This window comes from Mycobacterium sp. NPDC003323, from assembly GCF_053589535.1.
Genome location: NZ_JBSFSB010000013.1, coordinates 85,147 through 99,598 on the forward strand (window position 1 = coordinate 85,147; position 14,452 = coordinate 99,598).

The window sequence follows — 14,452 nt, forward strand, 5'->3', positions numbered from 1 at the left end:
GCCGATCCAATGCGTTCAGTCGTCCCAACCCCCGTCGTCATCGTCCCAGTCGTCGTCATCGCTGGTGATGGCCGGTGGCGGCGCGGGTACGTCGACCGGTGGCGGCGGCACCTTGGGCTCGGCGGTGACCAGAGGTGGCGGCACGGTGGCCGGGCCCGGGCCGGCCGGAATGTCCCCGCCCGGCCGGTTCGAAGTCGGGTTGTTCGCGTCCGGCGCGGCGGGCAGGTCGGATCCGCCCGGGCCGGGTGCCTGCTGCGGTGCGTGCACGACGATCGGCGAGGCCGGTGCGTCATCGGCGCTCGAGGTCATCGACACACCCACGGCGGTGGCGGCGCCCGCGGCGGCCAGCACCGCGATCGGTATGAGGATCGTCGCCTTCATGACGTCCAGCCTGGGCGGCGGCGATGTCCTGAAGGTGAGACGCAGATGAGAACGCTCTCATCTACGACCGCGGCGAAACCCGCGTACCCGGGGTTGCCCGATGCCGCAACTACCCCGGGTACGGGGGTTTCGCCGGCAGAGTCAGAAGGACTCCTCGGGCAGGTCCATCGCATCGAGTTGTACCGACTCGATGACGGCGCGGTCGGAGCCCAGCCGGGGCAGGATGTGCCTGGCGAAGAACTCCGCCGCCCCGACCTTGCCCTGATAGAACGCGCGGTCCTTGTCCGACGCCGTCTCCAGTGCACCCAGGGCGATGTCGGCGTGCTCGAGCAGCAGCCACCCGATCAGCAGGTCACCGATCGCCATCAGGAACGGCACCGAGCCCAGACCGACCCGGTAGAGCTCGCGCGGATCCTGTTGTGAGGCAACAAGGTAACCGATCAACGCGCCGACCATTCCCTGCGCGTCGGCGACCGCGGTGGCCAGTGCGGTGCGGCCGTCGGCCAGTTCCGGACGCGGCGACTCGCGGTCCAGGAATGCCTGCACCTGACCGAGCAGATGGGTCAGCGCCGCCCCCTGGTCGCGGGCGATCTTGCGGAAGAAGAAGTCCTGCGCCTGGATCGCCGTGGTGCCCTCGTACAGCGAATCGATCTTGGCATCGCGGATGTACTGCTCGATCGGGTAGTCCTGCAGATAGCCGGATCCGCCGAAGGTCTGCAGTGAGTCGGTCAGATACCGATAGGCGGTCTCCGAGCCGAAACCCTTGACGATCGGCAGCAGCAGATCGTTGATCCGTTCCGCCAGTTCGGGATCCGCCCCGGAGGTGATCTCGGCGACCACCGGGTCCTGGTGTGCCGCGGTGTAGAGGTACAGCGCGCGCAACCCTTCGGCATAGGCCTTCTGGGTCAGCAGGGAGCGGCGCACGTCGGGGTGGTGCAGGATGGTGACCCGCGGCGCGGTCTTGTCGGTCATCTGGGTCAGGTCGGCACCCTGAATGCGGGTCTTGGCGTACTCCAACGCGTTCAGGTAACCGGTCGACAGCGTCGCAATCGCCTTCGTCCCGACCATCATTCGCGCGTACTCGATGATCTTGAACATCTGCGCGATACCGCTGTGCTCATCACCGACCAGCCAACCCACCGCGGGCCTGCCGTGCTGGCCGAAGGTCAACTCACAGGTGGCCGATGCCTTCAGGCCCATCTTGTGTTCCAGCCCGGTGACATACACCCCGTTGCGCTCGCCGATCTCACCCGACTCCGGGTCGAAGAGGAACTTCGGCACGAAGAACAGCGACAACCCCTTGGTGCCGGGCCCCGCGCCCTCGGGCCGGGCCAGCACGGCGTGCACGATGTTCTCGTAGATGTCGCCGGTGTCACCGTTGGTGATGAATCGCTTCACCCCGTCCAGATGCCAGGTGCCGTCGGGCTGTTGGGTGGCCTTGGTACGCCCGGCGCCGACATCGGACCCGGCATCCGGTTCGGTCAGCACCATGGTGCCGCCCCAGTTGCGCTCGGCCATCAACGCCGCCCAGTGCTTCTGCTCGGCATTGCCCAGGCCGTAGATGATGTCCGACAGCACCGGACCCGAATGGCAGATATATGCCGCGGGCTGAGCGCCCAGGGCGAACTCGCTGATCGCCCAGGTCAGGATTGCCGGGGCGGGCAGGCCGCCGACGGCCTCGTCGAGACCCACCCGGAACCACTCACCGTCCTGCCAGGCCTGCAGGGCCGCCTTGAACGGCTCGGGATAGCTGACGGTGTGCGTCTTCGGGTCGAAAGTCGGTGGGTTACGGTCAGTTTCGGCGAACGCCTCGGACAGCGGACCCTCGGCCAGGCGGGCGGCCTCGGCCAGCATGTCGCGGACCGACGCGCCGTCGAGATCACCGAACTCGCCCGTGGCCAGCACCTTGTCCAGGCTCAGGGCCTCGAACAGGTTGAACTCGACATCGCGAACGTTGGAAAGGTAGTGCCCCATGCCGGTGAGGATAAACCGGCCGCCCCGACGGGTCGCATCGAACTGCCGCAAACGTCGTGCATCCGCAATTCATCAGTTGTTCACCCGCCACCTGCGGCGATGCCGGAATAACCACTACATGCAGGGGCGTTCCATTCCTTAAGCTGAGACCCACAGAGAGGAGGCCCCGCGATGTTGCTGATCGAGCTCAACGTCGCCGGCCGTCGATTCACCCGGCAACTGGGTGTGCGGCGTCCGTCGGTGCTCCGTCTGAACCCGTTGAACCGGCCGCCGCGCACCGACCGCGCAGCCTAAGCCGACCCCTGGATCGCCGGGGCCCCGCGCCAGCGCGCGCACACGAACTCGCCGTTGCGGGCCACCTCCTGCAGTTCCCATTCCGAGCGGATCGGCAGCAGCCGGGCACCCGCGCCCAGGCTGCACGGCGTGTAGGTCACCACCAACTCGTCGACCAGGCCGGCAGCCACGAACTGCGCGGCGGTCTGCCCGCCGCCCATGACCCAGACATCCTTGTCGCCCGCGGCCTCCAGCAGCACGGTGTGCAGTCGGGCCACATCACCGTCGAACGCCTGCACCGGATGCTCCTGCTGCACGAGACCGGTCCGGCTGGTCAGCACCCAGCAGGGTTGGCTGTACATCCATTCTCCCGGATGGTTTTTCACGATCCACTCGTATGTCGACGAGCCCATCGCGATCGCACCCACACCCTCGGCGAAGGCGTCGTAACCGAACGCCCCGTTCGGATCGAATTCGCGCGTCACCAGCCAGTCCAGGCTGTCGGCCTCGTCGACGACGAACCCGTCCAGGCTGGACGCCGTGAAATAGATGGTTGCCATATGTCAGTTACCTCGCATCCATTCGAGTGGGTCACCGCGGCGCACCGCTACGCCGAGGCGGGCAAGCATGGCGCGCACCAATTCCCGTCGGTGCGCCGAGTAGGTCAGGACGTGGGCGATGATGCCGTAGAGCTGGAAGGACTCCGGGGGATCGCACAGCGCGTCGATCACGGTGTCGCCGAGTCGCCCCTGCTGCCCGTGCTCGCGCACCATCGCCGTCCAGCGCGCGGACACATCGTCGTGGTCGGCGGCCAGCTGCGCGGCCGTGCGGCGGCCGCCCCGCACCGGCAGATCCCGGCCCTCGATGCTGGCCAGCCAGACCTCCTTGGTCCACACCAGCGCATCCAACACGGCCCCGACGCTCGGTTCCGGGCCGTCCCAGTCCAGGATCACCTGCCCCGGTGAGATGTGCTGTGCCCACTGGTCTGCCGTCAGACCCGCGGCCACTCCGATGAGGTGGGCGGTATCGGCGACATCGTGGGCGATCATCAGCAGCGACACATCGGGTTGGGTGGCATCCCCCGGCGAATCCAGCCACAGCGACTCGGGTGGATGGAAGTGCACCCCGTTGGGGGCGGGTAACCGGAACCCGACCGCGTCGGCCTGTGAGGGCGGCACCCCGAAGGCGCGCCGGAAGGCGCGGGAGAACACCTCCGGTGAGGACCAGCCCTCCTCCAGCGCGACCGCCGCCACGCCCTCGCCGCGCTGCAACCGCCAGGCCGCGCGTTCCAGCATGACGCGACGGCGCAGCGCGGCCGGCGGTTCGCCGGTGAGCCGGCTGACCTCGCGGGAGAAATGGAACTCCGAGGCGAAGCTGCTGCGCGCCATCCCGGCGACGTCGGTGTTCTGCGCGTCGACGACGGCGTCGAGCAGTTCCCGGAGGCGGTCGCGGCGCGGGGTGGTCACGGTTTTCGAGTATCGCCGTCGGCAGCCGGGCCGACCATGACAATTCCTGCTGCGCCTAGACTGCGCAATCGGTGAGTGAATTCGACGCGCTGTGCGCCAATGACGGTGACCTGGCCGAGCTTCGGGCCGAGGTCCGGCAGTTCCTTGTCCGGGACCGGGATCGCTTCGGCTGGCGGCCCGAGATCGACTCCTGGCTCACCAGCTGGGACGCCGAGTTCAGTGCGCGACTGGCCGATGCCGGCTTCGTCGGGTTGACGATCCCCACCGAGTACGGCGGGCACGGACGCGGATTCCTGCACCGCTACGTGGTGACCGAGGAGTTGCTCGGAGCCGGGGCCCCGGTCGCCGCGCACTGGTTCGCCGACCGGCAGGTCGCGCCGTCGCTGCTGAGCTACGGCAGCGACGAGCAGCGCCGCCGGCTGCTACCCGGAATCGCCGCCGGCCGGCTCTACTCGGCGATCGGGATGAGCGAGCACGGCGCGGGATCGGACCTGGCCGCCACCGCCACCAGGGCCATCCGCGTCGACGGCGGCTGGACCATCAGCGGTACCAAGGTGTGGACCAGCGGCGGGCACCGCGCGCACTTCGCGATCGTGCTGGCCCGAACCAGTGCGCTCGATCCCGAGCACCGGCACGCCGGGTTCAGCCAGTTCATCGTGGCGTTGGACGCGCCGGGGGTGAGCATCAGCCCGATCGTGACCCTCGACGGTCACCACCACTTCAACGAGGTGACCTTCGACGAGGTCCGCGTCGAGGATGCCGACGTGCTGGGCGAGATCGGCGACGGCTGGCATCAGGTGACCGCCGAACTCGGCTTCGAACGCTCCGGCCCGGAACGCATCCTGTCGACGGCCACCCTGATCATGGAGGTCATCCGGTCCCTGGCCGGTCAGACCGTCGACGACCGCACCGCCGCCGAGGTCGGCGACCTGTTGGGCCGGGCGATGGCGCTGCGCCAGCTGTCGGTGTCGGTGGCCCGGGCGTTGTCGGCCGGTGAGGACGCGGCGACGCGCGCGGCGCTGGTCAAGGATCTGGGCACCCGGTTCGAACAGCAGTCCGTCGAGATCTGCGCGGAACTGCTCGACTATGTGTCCGATGCCGAGGCCGCCGCCCGGTTACGCGCGGTCCTGGCCACGGCGCGGCAGCATTCGCCGATGTTCACCCTGCGCGGCGGCACCAACGAGGTGCTGCGCGGGGTCATCGCCCGCGGACTGGGGGTGCGTTAGCCGTGAGAGAGTCAGAAGAGCTCGAAGAGCTCGCCCGACTCGTCGACGATATCGGCGCCCGGTCGGCGCAGGCGCGCTTCGGCGATCGCAGGCTGCCGGAGGCCTTCGACGCCGATCTGTGGCACAACCTGGAGGAGACCGGGCTTGCCCGGCTGATCACCGAGCAGGATGCCGGTCCGGCGGAGTTGGCCGTCGTGCTGGCCGGCCTGGCCCGCCACGGCGCGGCGGTGCCGATCGCCGAGACCGACCTGCTGGCCGGCTGGCTGGCGGCCCAGGCCGGGCTCGAGGTGCCGGCCGGCCCGCTGACCGTGGCCATCGGCGCGGACGGTGTGGCCCGGGACGTGCCCTGGCCCGGCGATGCCGCCGTCGTGTTGGCCGCCCGCGCCGATGACGGACTGCATGTCGGTCTGCTCGCCGATCCGGACGTGACCCTCGGGCACGATCTCGGTGGCGAGCCGCGGGGCACGGTGCGCTACGACGCCGCCGGGCTGACCCGGCTGGACGCCGCCGTCGGCGACGAACTCGTCCGCCGCGGCGCCTGGGCACGGTGCGTACAGATCGTAGGTGCCTTCGATGCGGCGCTGGCGCTGACCGTTGCCCACACCGGTGAGCGGGTGCAGTTCGGTCGCGCGTTGAGCAAGTTCCAGGCCGTCCAGCATGCCTTGGCCGCGATGGCCGGTGAGATCGAGCAGGCAAGGGCGGCAACCGCATTGGCCACCGCGGCGGTCACCGAGTTCGGTTTCGCCGATGCCCGCGCCGACTACGCGGTGACGGTCTCGAAGGTGGCCGTCGGCCGGGCCACCACGCCGGTCACCACGATCGCCCATCAGCTGCACGGCGCCATCGGCGTCACCATCGAGCATCCGCTGTGGTCGGTGACGATGCGGGCGCGCAGCTGGACCGACGAGTTCGGCAGCACGGCGTCCTACGCCCGCCGGTTGGGCCGGCTGGCGCTGGCCGCCGATGATCCGTGGGATGTGCTGGTCAGCTCTGCAGTACGTGACTGATCCCGGCCTCCACGTCGCCCAGCCCGCTCAGATCGAGCCCGAACCGGTTCACCAACTCGCCGACGACCTCGGCGGCACCGGCCAGTTCGGTGCGCTCGGTAGCGCCGTTGGCATGCACGGCCAGCTGCCTACCGCGCAGGTTCCATCGGGCCTCGTCGGTCACCAGGGCCGCCGACAGCCCGACGACGAAGATCGACTCCGGATAGGTCGACACGTACCAGCTGCCGACCTCCAGGTCGATGCGCGGCCGCGGCTCGGTCGTGAACACGTACAGCGCCTGCCACTGCTCGCGCACCAGCGCCTCCAACCGGAAAGTGTCCGGACCGGCGTCCGCCAGCCGATACGGTTCGTGTCGGGTCTGCTGTACCGGTCCGGCCGTCAGCTCGATCGGTGACGACAGCGTCTGACCGCCGAACCCGACGTCGCACAGGAACCGGCCGTCCTCGCCGGGGACGGTCACCGCGAGCACATTGTGGGTCTGTGCCGGTAGTGGCGCGTCGGGCTCGTGCATCCAGACCACCCGGCCGGCCAACCGGTCCACCCCGAAGCCCAGCTCTTCGAGCATGTATCCGAACAGTCCGTTCTGCTCGTAGCAGTATCCGCCGCGGTGGCCGTGCACGAGCTTTGCGGTCAACGCGTCGGCGCCGAGGTCCACGACGGGCGTGCCGAGCACCGGGTCCAGGTTCTCGAACGGAATGGACCGATTGTGCGCGGCGTGCAGAGCGTGCAGGGTGTCCAGTGTCGGATCTGCCCGGCCGGCGTACCCGACACGGGCGAGGTACGCGGTCACATCGGTCGTCATGCTGTCCATGGTGCCTTTTGACCACGCCCGGATCCCGTGCAAAACTAGAACACGTTCTATTTCGACCGCCGGAGGCACCGCCATGGGCTCGACCGATATCGAACCGACCGAGATCACCAAGTTCGATCCGGGACTCACCGAGAAGGTGATGGGGCTGCTGCGACCGCTCCTCAAGGCCTACCACCGCAGCGAGGTCCGCGGTCTGGAGCACTTCCCCGAGGGCGGCGCGCTGGTGGTGTGCAACCACTCCGGCGGCCTGTTCCCGATGGATGTGCCCATCTTCGCCGCCGACTTCTACGAGCGCTTCGGCTACGGCCGCCCGGTCTACACGCTGAGCCATGCCATGTTGATGGTCGGCCCGACCGGCGACTTCTTCAAGAAGACCGGTTTCATCCTGGCCAGCCACGAGAACGCCGACGAGGCGTTGCGCTCCGGCGGTGTCGTGGTGGTGTTCCCCGGCGGCGACTTCGACGTCTACCGCCCCACCCTGGCGGCCAACAAGATCGACTTCGACGGTCGTCAGGGCTATGTCCGTGCCGCCATCAACGCCGGCGTCCCGATCGTGCCGATGGTCGGCATCGGCGGACAGGAGACGCAGTTCTACCTGTCGCGCGGCACCTGGCTGGCCAAGCGCCTGGGCCCCATCGCGCGGCTGGCCCGCACCAAGATCGTCCCGCTGTCGTTCGGCTTCCCATTCGGGCTCTCGGCGGTGGTGCCGCTCAATGTGCCGCTGCCGGCGAAGATCACGATGGCCGTGCTGCCCCCGGTGCGTATCGAGGAGCAGTTCGGCGAGAACCCGGATATCGACGAGGTCGACGCTCATGTGCGACATGTCATGCAGACCGCGCTGGACGGCCTGGCCGACGAGCGCAGGCTTCCGGTGATCGGCTGATGGGACTGGAAGATCTCCCCCGTCGCTTCGCTCGCCCGGCGATCGACAGGGTCACCGGCACCGTCGGCCTGGTCGACACCATGGTGCGCGCCGGTGTCATCGCACCGCTGCGGCCCGACAAGTACCTGCGCATCGCCGCCGCCATGGCGCGCGAGAACATGGGCATCACATCGGGATTCGCCAGCGCCGCGCAGCGCTGTGGTGACCGGGTCGGGTTGATCGACGAGCTCGGCGCGCTGACCTGGCGGGAGCTCGACCAGCGGGCCGACGCGTTGGCCGCCGGCCTGCAGAAGCTGCCCTCGGGCGAGCCACAGGTGATCGGCATCATGGCCCGCAACCATCGCGGCTTCGTCGAGGCGCTGATCGCAGCCAACCGCCTCGGCGCGGACGTGCTGCTGCTGAACACCGCCTTCGCCGGACCCGCGTTGGCCGAGGTGTGGCAACGCGAGACCGCCGGACGCCCGAGCGCGGTCATCTACGACGAGGAGTTCGGTGCGACCGTCGAACGGGCGCTGCAGGATTCACCGCAGACCACCCGGGTGGTGGCCTGGACCGACACCGCGACGGCACTGTTCACCGTCGAGAAGCTGATCACCGAATACGCCGGCCGCGAACCGCGGCGCGCCAAGCAGAAGTCCAAGGTCATCCTGCTGACCTCGGGTACCACCGGAACACCCAAGGGCGCCAAGCATTCCGGCGGTGGACCGGAGGTGCTCAAGGCGATCCTGGACCGCACCCCGTGGCGCGCCGAGGAACCGGTGGTCGTGGTCGCCCCGATGTTCCATGCCTGGGGTTTCTCACAGTTGGCCTTCGCCGCGTCGATGGCCTGCACGATCATCACCCGCCGCAAGTTCGACCCCGAGGCCACGCTGGCGCTGGTCGACACCCACCGGGCCACCGGATTGTGTGTGGTGCCGGTGATGTTCGACCGCATCGTCGAGCTGCCCGACGAGATCCGCAACCGGTACAGCGGCCGCACACTGCGTTTCGCGGCGGCATCGGGATCGCGGATGCGCCCCGATGTCGTCATCAAGTTCATGGACCAGTTCGGTGACGTCATCTACAACAACTACAACGCCACCGAGGCCGGCATGATCGCCACCGCCACCCCGGCCGATCTGCGGGCGGCACCCGACACCGCCGGGAAACCGGCCGAGGGCACCGAGATCCGAATCCTGGACGCCGACCTGCGGTCGCTGCCCACCGGCGAGGTCGGCACCATCTACGTGCGCAACTCCACCCAGTTCGACGGCTACACCAACGGTAAGAACAAGGCGTTCCACGACGGTTTCATGAACTCCGGAGACGTCGGCTACCTGGATGCGGCCGGCCGGTTGTTCGTGGTGGGCCGCGATGACGAGATGATCGTCTCCGGTGGCGAGAACGTCTACCCGATCGAGGTGGAGAAGACGCTGGTCACCCACCCCGATGTGGCCGAGGCCGCGGTGATCGGCGTCGACGACGAGCAGTTCGGCCAGCGACTGGCGGCGTTCGTGGTGGCGCGCAACCCGGTGACCGTCGACGCACTCAAGGCCCATGTCCGCGACAATCTGGCGAACTACAAGGTCCCGCGCGAGATCACCCTCCTCGACGAGCTACCACGCAACAGCACCGGAAAGATCGCCCGGGGTGAGTTGCAGGATCGCGTAGGTGGGTAACCCTGCGGTCATGCGTCTGCTGAAACCTCGCCCGGTGCTGGGCGCGCTCGCCGAACTGGTCAACGCCGGCAACGCCGTCCGCCCGCTGGGCCGCCAGGGGTACAGCACGCTGCCGACGTTCGCGTTCGGCTGGCCGACGTCGGAGAACGCGCCGCTACTGCTGACCGGGTCACTGCTCGATGTGCTGCGCCGAGCTCTGCTGGGGCATTACCAGACCCGCAACGGCCGGATCTCGTTGGCGCTCAAGGCGCTGACCTGGAGCCTGCTGTTGCTGCTGCAACGCCGCCAGGAGGAATCCAAGCGTTACTTCGAGGATCCCCTGCGCGCGGCGCTCGGCGCGGACTACCTGGAGGCCAAGGAGCCCGAGCGCAAGCCGCGCGGGGTGTTCGGAACGGGTTGGTCACGTCGGCGCTATGTGCACGAGACGGCGCGCTACGGGCCGCACGGACCCAACCTGGCCGATATCTGGATGCGTCCGGACCTGCCCCGTGACGGGAAAGCACCGGTGCTGCTGCAGGTTCCGGGCGGCGCGTGGATGATCGGGATGCGCCGGCCGCAGGCCTATCCGATGCTGAGCCGGCTGGCCGAGCGCGGCTGGATCTGCGTGTCCATCGGCTACCGGATCAGCCCGAAGTACACCTGGCCCGACCACATCGTCGACGTCAAACGCGCCATCGCCTGGGTCAAGGCCAATATCGCCGACTACGGCGGGGACCCGACCGCGGTGTACATCACCGGCGGATCGGCCGGCGGGCACCTCACGGCCCTGGCCGCGCTGACCCCCAACGATCCCAAGTGGCAGCCCGGGTTCGAGGAGGCAGAGACATCGGTGACCGCCGCCGTGCCGATCTACGGACGCTACGACTGGTTCACCGACGAGGGTTCCGGCCGCGGCGAATTCGTCAAGGTGCTGCAGAAGTTCATCGTCAAGCTGCCATTCGCGACCAATCGGCAGGTCTATCTGGACGCCTCACCCATCACCCTGGTGCACGCCGACGCACCACCGTTCTTTGTCCTGCACGGTGAGGATGATTCGGTGATCTCGGTGCAGGAGGGCCGCGATTTCGTCGCCGCGCTCAAGGCCGTGTCGAAGGCACCGGTGATCTATGCCGAGATCCCGCACGCGCAGCATGCGTTCGACTTCTTCGGTTCGGCGCACGGCCACAACACCGCGGCCGCCGTGGAGCGGTTCCTGAACTGGATACGCGGCTGACGCTGCGCCGGCGTGCAATTCGGGTCAGCAGATCGGGGTGTGCCGGCACAGTTCGGCCGGTGGCGGCGGCAACTGCGGAGGTGGCGGCAGTTGCGGCTGCGGCAACTGCGGGGGCGGCGGCAGTCGCGGCGGTGGTGGCAGCCGCGGCGGTGGCGGTAGCCGCGGGCCCCGCGGTGCCGGTGGCGCGACGTCACCGCCGGGTTGCGCGGGTGCCGGTGGCGGTTCGGCCCCCGGCGGGGGCGGCGGTGGCGGGGGCGGCGCCGGAGTCGAGGCCGCAGGTAGTTTCGCCGGCATGGTCCAGATCGCGATCGGCGCGGGCTCCATACCGAAACCCTGTGGCGCCGCGGTCAGCTGCAGTTGGGTCGGCAACTGACCGGGCCTGAGGTGGAAGTACACCCAGCCGTTGGTGTCGGCGCGCACGCGCGAGGACAGTGGCACGGTCTTGAGCACATCGGCGCGCGACGGCGAGAGCTGTTCCCCACCACTGAGGTGCAACCGGAATCCGCCGTCGGCCCCGGTCGCGTCGATCGGTGTGGTGACACCGGTGAACGACACCTCGATACCGAGCTCGAGGTCCGCGCCGGACCGCATGACGGCGAGGTTGTCGGCCCGCGGCGTGATGGTGGCGCCCTTGGCGGTCAGCGGCGAACCCAGCGCCGCCGTGCCGGGCAGGATGGACACCGCCTCGGGATCGTCCTCGGCTGCGCTCGCGGCGGCCGAGGTCTGTGGGCGTGACGACGGCGCCGGACCGTACGAACACGCGACCAGCACGACCGGCGCGACGATGACGGCCAGCGCCGCACTCAGCCTGCCCGCCCGTGTCATGGGGCCATTGTGGACCATCCCCGGCACGGCGGCAGGACGCCCTCGGGTGATCGCCCGGGCCGGTCTCACCCGTGCACGGTGATCTCGGCGGAAATGCCTGCTGCCGCACGGATATCGCGAAGCTCGGCCACCATCGCATCGGTGACCTCATGCGGATCCTCGACCGTCGCGGTATCGGACAGCACCGAGATGTTGAGCTGATCGACATAGCTCCACACCGTGATGTTGAGCCCGCTGGCCGCCGTCAGCGGGCCCACCGAATAGATCTCGGACACCGTGGCGCCGCCGACCCGGCCGAGCTCGCGCGGACCCGGCACATTGGAGATGTTGAGGTTGAGCACCTTGTTCTGGCCGTCGACATTGGACAGCCGCCGGAACAGCGCCTCGACGCCGGCCGGCGGCATATACGACGCCCAGCGCGCCACCAATTCCGGCCCGATCAGTTGGTTGCTCTCCTTGGCCAGGGTCGCGGCCTCGCTGGCCCGCCGCACCCGTTCCAGCGGGTCGGCGACATCCACCGGAAGCGCCATCAGCACGCCGGTGAAACGGTTACCGGAGATGCGGTCCGGGGAGAAGTCGAAACTCATCGGCACCGACGCCAGCAGCGGGTGGTCGGCCTTGCCCTCATAGTGCAGCTGCAACTTGCGTAAGGCGCCCGAGGACATCGCCAGCACCATGTCATTGATGGTGGCGCCCAACTGTTTTCCCGTCGACTTCACATCGGCCAGGGCCAGGCTGGCGGTGGCGAACCGGCGCTGCGGCGTCAGCACATGGTTCATGAAGCTCGGCGGTGGCGTGAACGGCCGGGTCAACTCCGGACCGAACGCGCGGTTGCTGCGCCGCACCCGGGCCACCCCGTCGGCGGTGTACTTGACCAGTCCCGGTACGCGGGCGATATGGCGCATGTGGTCCCAGAAGGCGGAGCGGACGAGCTCGCCGGTGGACGGCGCCGGGTCGGTGGCATAGGAGTCGCGGTCGCGCTGCGGCCCGTGCGAGAGATCCATGCCACGGGCAAGCAGATTCGCCGATGCCACACCATCGGCCAGGGCGTGATGGATCTTGCCGACCACGGCGATCCGGTCGTCGGCCAACCCCTCGACGAAGTACATCTCCCACAGCGGGCGGCTGCGGTCCAACGGGGTGCTGGCAATCTCGCCGATGGCCTCGTCGAGCTCGCGACGCCCGCCCGGCGCGGCCACCCGCCACGGCCGGATGTGGTATTCGAGGTCGACATCGCAGTTCTCCCGCCACATCGGGTGGTGGAATTTGAACGGGATGTCGACCAATTGGTAGCGGAACGGCTCGAGCTTGTAGAGCCTGCCGTGCAAAACATTCCGGAACTCTTCGATCCCGAAGCTGCGGTCACCGAGGCCGTGCAGGTCGATGACCGCGATCTTCAAGGTGTGCATGTGCACGTTCGGCGCTTCCGAGTAGAGCAGAAACGCGTCCCAACCACTGAGCCTTTTCACGGCTTTTTCCTCCCCTGGGTGGAGGATTCTATATAACCGCCTTGACCTGGCCCGCCGTCGAGTTTCGGCGGATCTGATTGAGGAACAAGCCGATTGCCTTGGCCATCGCTCCGGTGCGGGCTCCGTCGGTCATGTCGAATCCGTGGCCGGCGCCGGGGAACTCCACGTAGCTGACCGGCGCCGCCGACGTCGACTTGAGCCGGTCGACGAAGCTGCGGGCCTGAGCCACCGGGATCACGGTATCCGCCGAACCGTGGATGACCAGGAACGGTGGGGCGTCGCGGTGCACCCGCGCGATGGGCGAGGCCTGCCGGAAGATGTCCGGATGGCGGGCGATCTTGCGACCGACGACGACGCGCTCCAGGAAGTCCACGAAGCGGTCCCGCTCCACGGTCGAGCGATCCTCCCAGTCGTAACGGCCGTAGATGCCGATGACGGCGTCGACCGAGGTGTCGGCCCCTTCGTCCAGATCAGCCTGCATCGCCGGATCGTTGGGGGTCAGCCCGGCCAGCGCGGCCAGATGCCCACCGGCCGAACAGCCGGCCACCGCGACGAAGTTGCGGTCGCCGCCGAACTTGTCGACATTGGCCCGCGCCCACGCGATGGCGGCCTTGACATCGGTCAGGTGCCGCGGCCAACGGTGATGCGGCGCCACCCGGTAATCGATGGACAGACACACCCAACCCTGCTGGGCCAGATGCGACATCATGGCGTACCCCTGCAGGATCCGGCTGCCGTGCACCCAGGCGCCGCCGGGGATGAACAGCAGCACCGGCGCCGGTTCGCTGGGCAGTTCGGCCGGGCGCCAGACGTCGAGCAGCTGCAGGGGATGATCCCCGTAGCGCACCGAGCTGCGGTAGACATCGCGCCGGTAGGTCATGGTGTTCCACAACGGCGGCATCGATTCCGGGGTCGGCCAGCTGCTGGCCAGCTCGGTCGGGTGAACCACGCCGCGCAGCCCCTCCTTGGCCACGGCCACCGTCTGGTCGCGTTCGGCCTTGCGCACCGGGGCGTTACCGGGCCCGAACCATGACTTCGCCGACGCGGCGAAAAGCTCTGGGAACTGGCGGTAGCCCCACACCCCCATCGCGGCGAGGCCGCCGAGCGGTTCCAGCTGTTTACCGATGATGGGCAGCGATGCCGAGGCCACCGAAAGTGCGAGCATACGGTCGGCGTGATTGGCTCTCAGCAACCAACGGGCGCGACTGGCGAGGGTGGGTCCGGAGCTGCGGTGGTCCGGTTGTGCCGTCATGGCGCGAGCGTACC

Annotated in this window: 14 protein-coding genes; 6 read left to right on the forward strand and 8 right to left on the reverse strand. The window is 68.7% G+C overall.

Translation table 11 applies throughout. The annotated features are described in order from the left end of the window. Positions 1–15: 15 nt before the first annotated feature. Complete coding sequence (locus ACWDUN_RS23515) at positions 16–381, reverse strand: hypothetical protein (RefSeq protein WP_449932423.1); 366 nt, start codon at positions 379–381, stop codon at positions 16–18. A 141-nt stretch (positions 382–522) separates the two neighbouring features. After that, positions 523–2,355, reverse strand: a complete 1,833-nt coding sequence (locus tag ACWDUN_RS23520; RefSeq protein WP_449932424.1) for an acyl-CoA dehydrogenase — start codon at positions 2,353–2,355, stop codon at positions 523–525. Positions 2,356–2,526: 171 nt separating this feature from the next. Between ACWDUN_RS23520 and ACWDUN_RS23525 the strand changes: the two genes are divergently transcribed. Next, complete coding sequence (locus tag ACWDUN_RS23525) at positions 2,527–2,649, forward strand: hypothetical protein (protein WP_449932425.1); 123 nt, start codon at positions 2,527–2,529, stop codon at positions 2,647–2,649. Here ACWDUN_RS23525 and ACWDUN_RS23530 read toward each other — a convergent pair. Continuing rightward, positions 2,646–3,188 (reverse strand): dihydrofolate reductase family protein, encoded by a 543-nt coding sequence (locus ACWDUN_RS23530; protein ID WP_449932427.1) that lies wholly within the window; start codon positions 3,186–3,188, stop codon positions 2,646–2,648. The genes ACWDUN_RS23525 and ACWDUN_RS23530 overlap by 4 nt on opposite strands. A gap of 3 nt (positions 3,189–3,191) precedes the next feature. Beyond that, the gene (locus tag ACWDUN_RS23535; protein WP_449932429.1) at positions 3,192–4,094 is read right to left on the reverse strand and encodes a helix-turn-helix domain-containing protein; all 903 of its coding nucleotides are present in this window, start codon (positions 4,092–4,094) and stop codon (positions 3,192–3,194) included. A gap of 71 nt (positions 4,095–4,165) precedes the next feature. On the opposite strand from ACWDUN_RS23535, the gene ACWDUN_RS23540 reads away from it, so the two are divergent. Together ACWDUN_RS23540 and ACWDUN_RS23545 are read left to right on the forward strand one after the other, a co-directional pair. After that, positions 4,166–5,320: an acyl-CoA dehydrogenase family protein gene (locus ACWDUN_RS23540; protein WP_449932430.1), complete on the forward strand. Its 1,155-nt coding sequence runs from the start codon at positions 4,166–4,168 to the stop codon at positions 5,318–5,320. A gap of 2 nt (positions 5,321–5,322) precedes the next feature. Continuing rightward, positions 5,323–6,327 (forward strand): acyl-CoA dehydrogenase family protein, encoded by a 1,005-nt coding sequence (locus ACWDUN_RS23545; RefSeq protein ID WP_449932432.1) that lies wholly within the window; start codon positions 5,323–5,325, stop codon positions 6,325–6,327. Here the strand turns inward: ACWDUN_RS23545 and ACWDUN_RS23550 are convergent. Next, the gene (locus ACWDUN_RS23550) at positions 6,305–7,129 is read right to left on the reverse strand and encodes an arylamine N-acetyltransferase family protein (protein WP_449932433.1); all 825 of its coding nucleotides are present in this window, start codon (positions 7,127–7,129) and stop codon (positions 6,305–6,307) included. The genes ACWDUN_RS23545 and ACWDUN_RS23550 overlap by 23 nt on opposite strands. Positions 7,130–7,211: 82 nt before the next feature. Here ACWDUN_RS23550 and ACWDUN_RS23555 point away from each other — a divergent pair, with 82 nt between their 5' ends. The 3 genes from ACWDUN_RS23555 to ACWDUN_RS23565 are packed head-to-tail and all read left to right on the forward strand — an operon-like array spanning position 7,212 to position 10,892. Further along, complete coding sequence (locus ACWDUN_RS23555; RefSeq protein WP_449932434.1) at positions 7,212–8,021, forward strand: 1-acyl-sn-glycerol-3-phosphate acyltransferase; 810 nt, start codon at positions 7,212–7,214, stop codon at positions 8,019–8,021. After that, positions 8,021–9,679 carry an acyl-CoA ligase FadD12 gene (gene fadD12 / locus ACWDUN_RS23560; protein WP_449932435.1) on the forward strand — a complete coding sequence of 553 codons (1,659 nt, stop codon included), beginning with the start codon at positions 8,021–8,023 and terminating at the stop codon, positions 9,677–9,679. Before ACWDUN_RS23555 ends, fadD12 begins: the two co-directional genes overlap by 1 nt. Positions 9,680–9,689: 10 nt before the next feature. Beyond that, positions 9,690–10,892 carry an alpha/beta hydrolase gene (locus ACWDUN_RS23565; protein WP_449932436.1) on the forward strand — a complete coding sequence of 401 codons (1,203 nt, stop codon included), beginning with the start codon at positions 9,690–9,692 and terminating at the stop codon, positions 10,890–10,892. A 24-nt stretch (positions 10,893–10,916) separates the two neighbouring features. On the opposite strand, the gene ACWDUN_RS23570 is transcribed toward ACWDUN_RS23565, so the two are convergent. From ACWDUN_RS23570 to ACWDUN_RS23580, 3 genes are all read right to left on the reverse strand, one after another. Further along, positions 10,917–11,717, reverse strand: coding sequence for a hypothetical protein (locus tag ACWDUN_RS23570; protein ID WP_449932438.1), 801 nt, complete (start codon positions 11,715–11,717; stop codon positions 10,917–10,919). Positions 11,718–11,782: 65 nt separating this feature from the next. Next, positions 11,783–13,186: a WS/DGAT/MGAT family O-acyltransferase gene (locus ACWDUN_RS23575; protein ID WP_449932439.1), complete on the reverse strand. Its 1,404-nt coding sequence runs from the start codon at positions 13,184–13,186 to the stop codon at positions 11,783–11,785. A 28-nt stretch (positions 13,187–13,214) separates the two neighbouring features. After that, positions 13,215–14,438 (reverse strand): alpha/beta hydrolase fold domain-containing protein, encoded by a 1,224-nt coding sequence (locus tag ACWDUN_RS23580; protein WP_449932441.1) that lies wholly within the window; start codon positions 14,436–14,438, stop codon positions 13,215–13,217. Positions 14,439–14,452 lie beyond the last annotated feature (14 nt).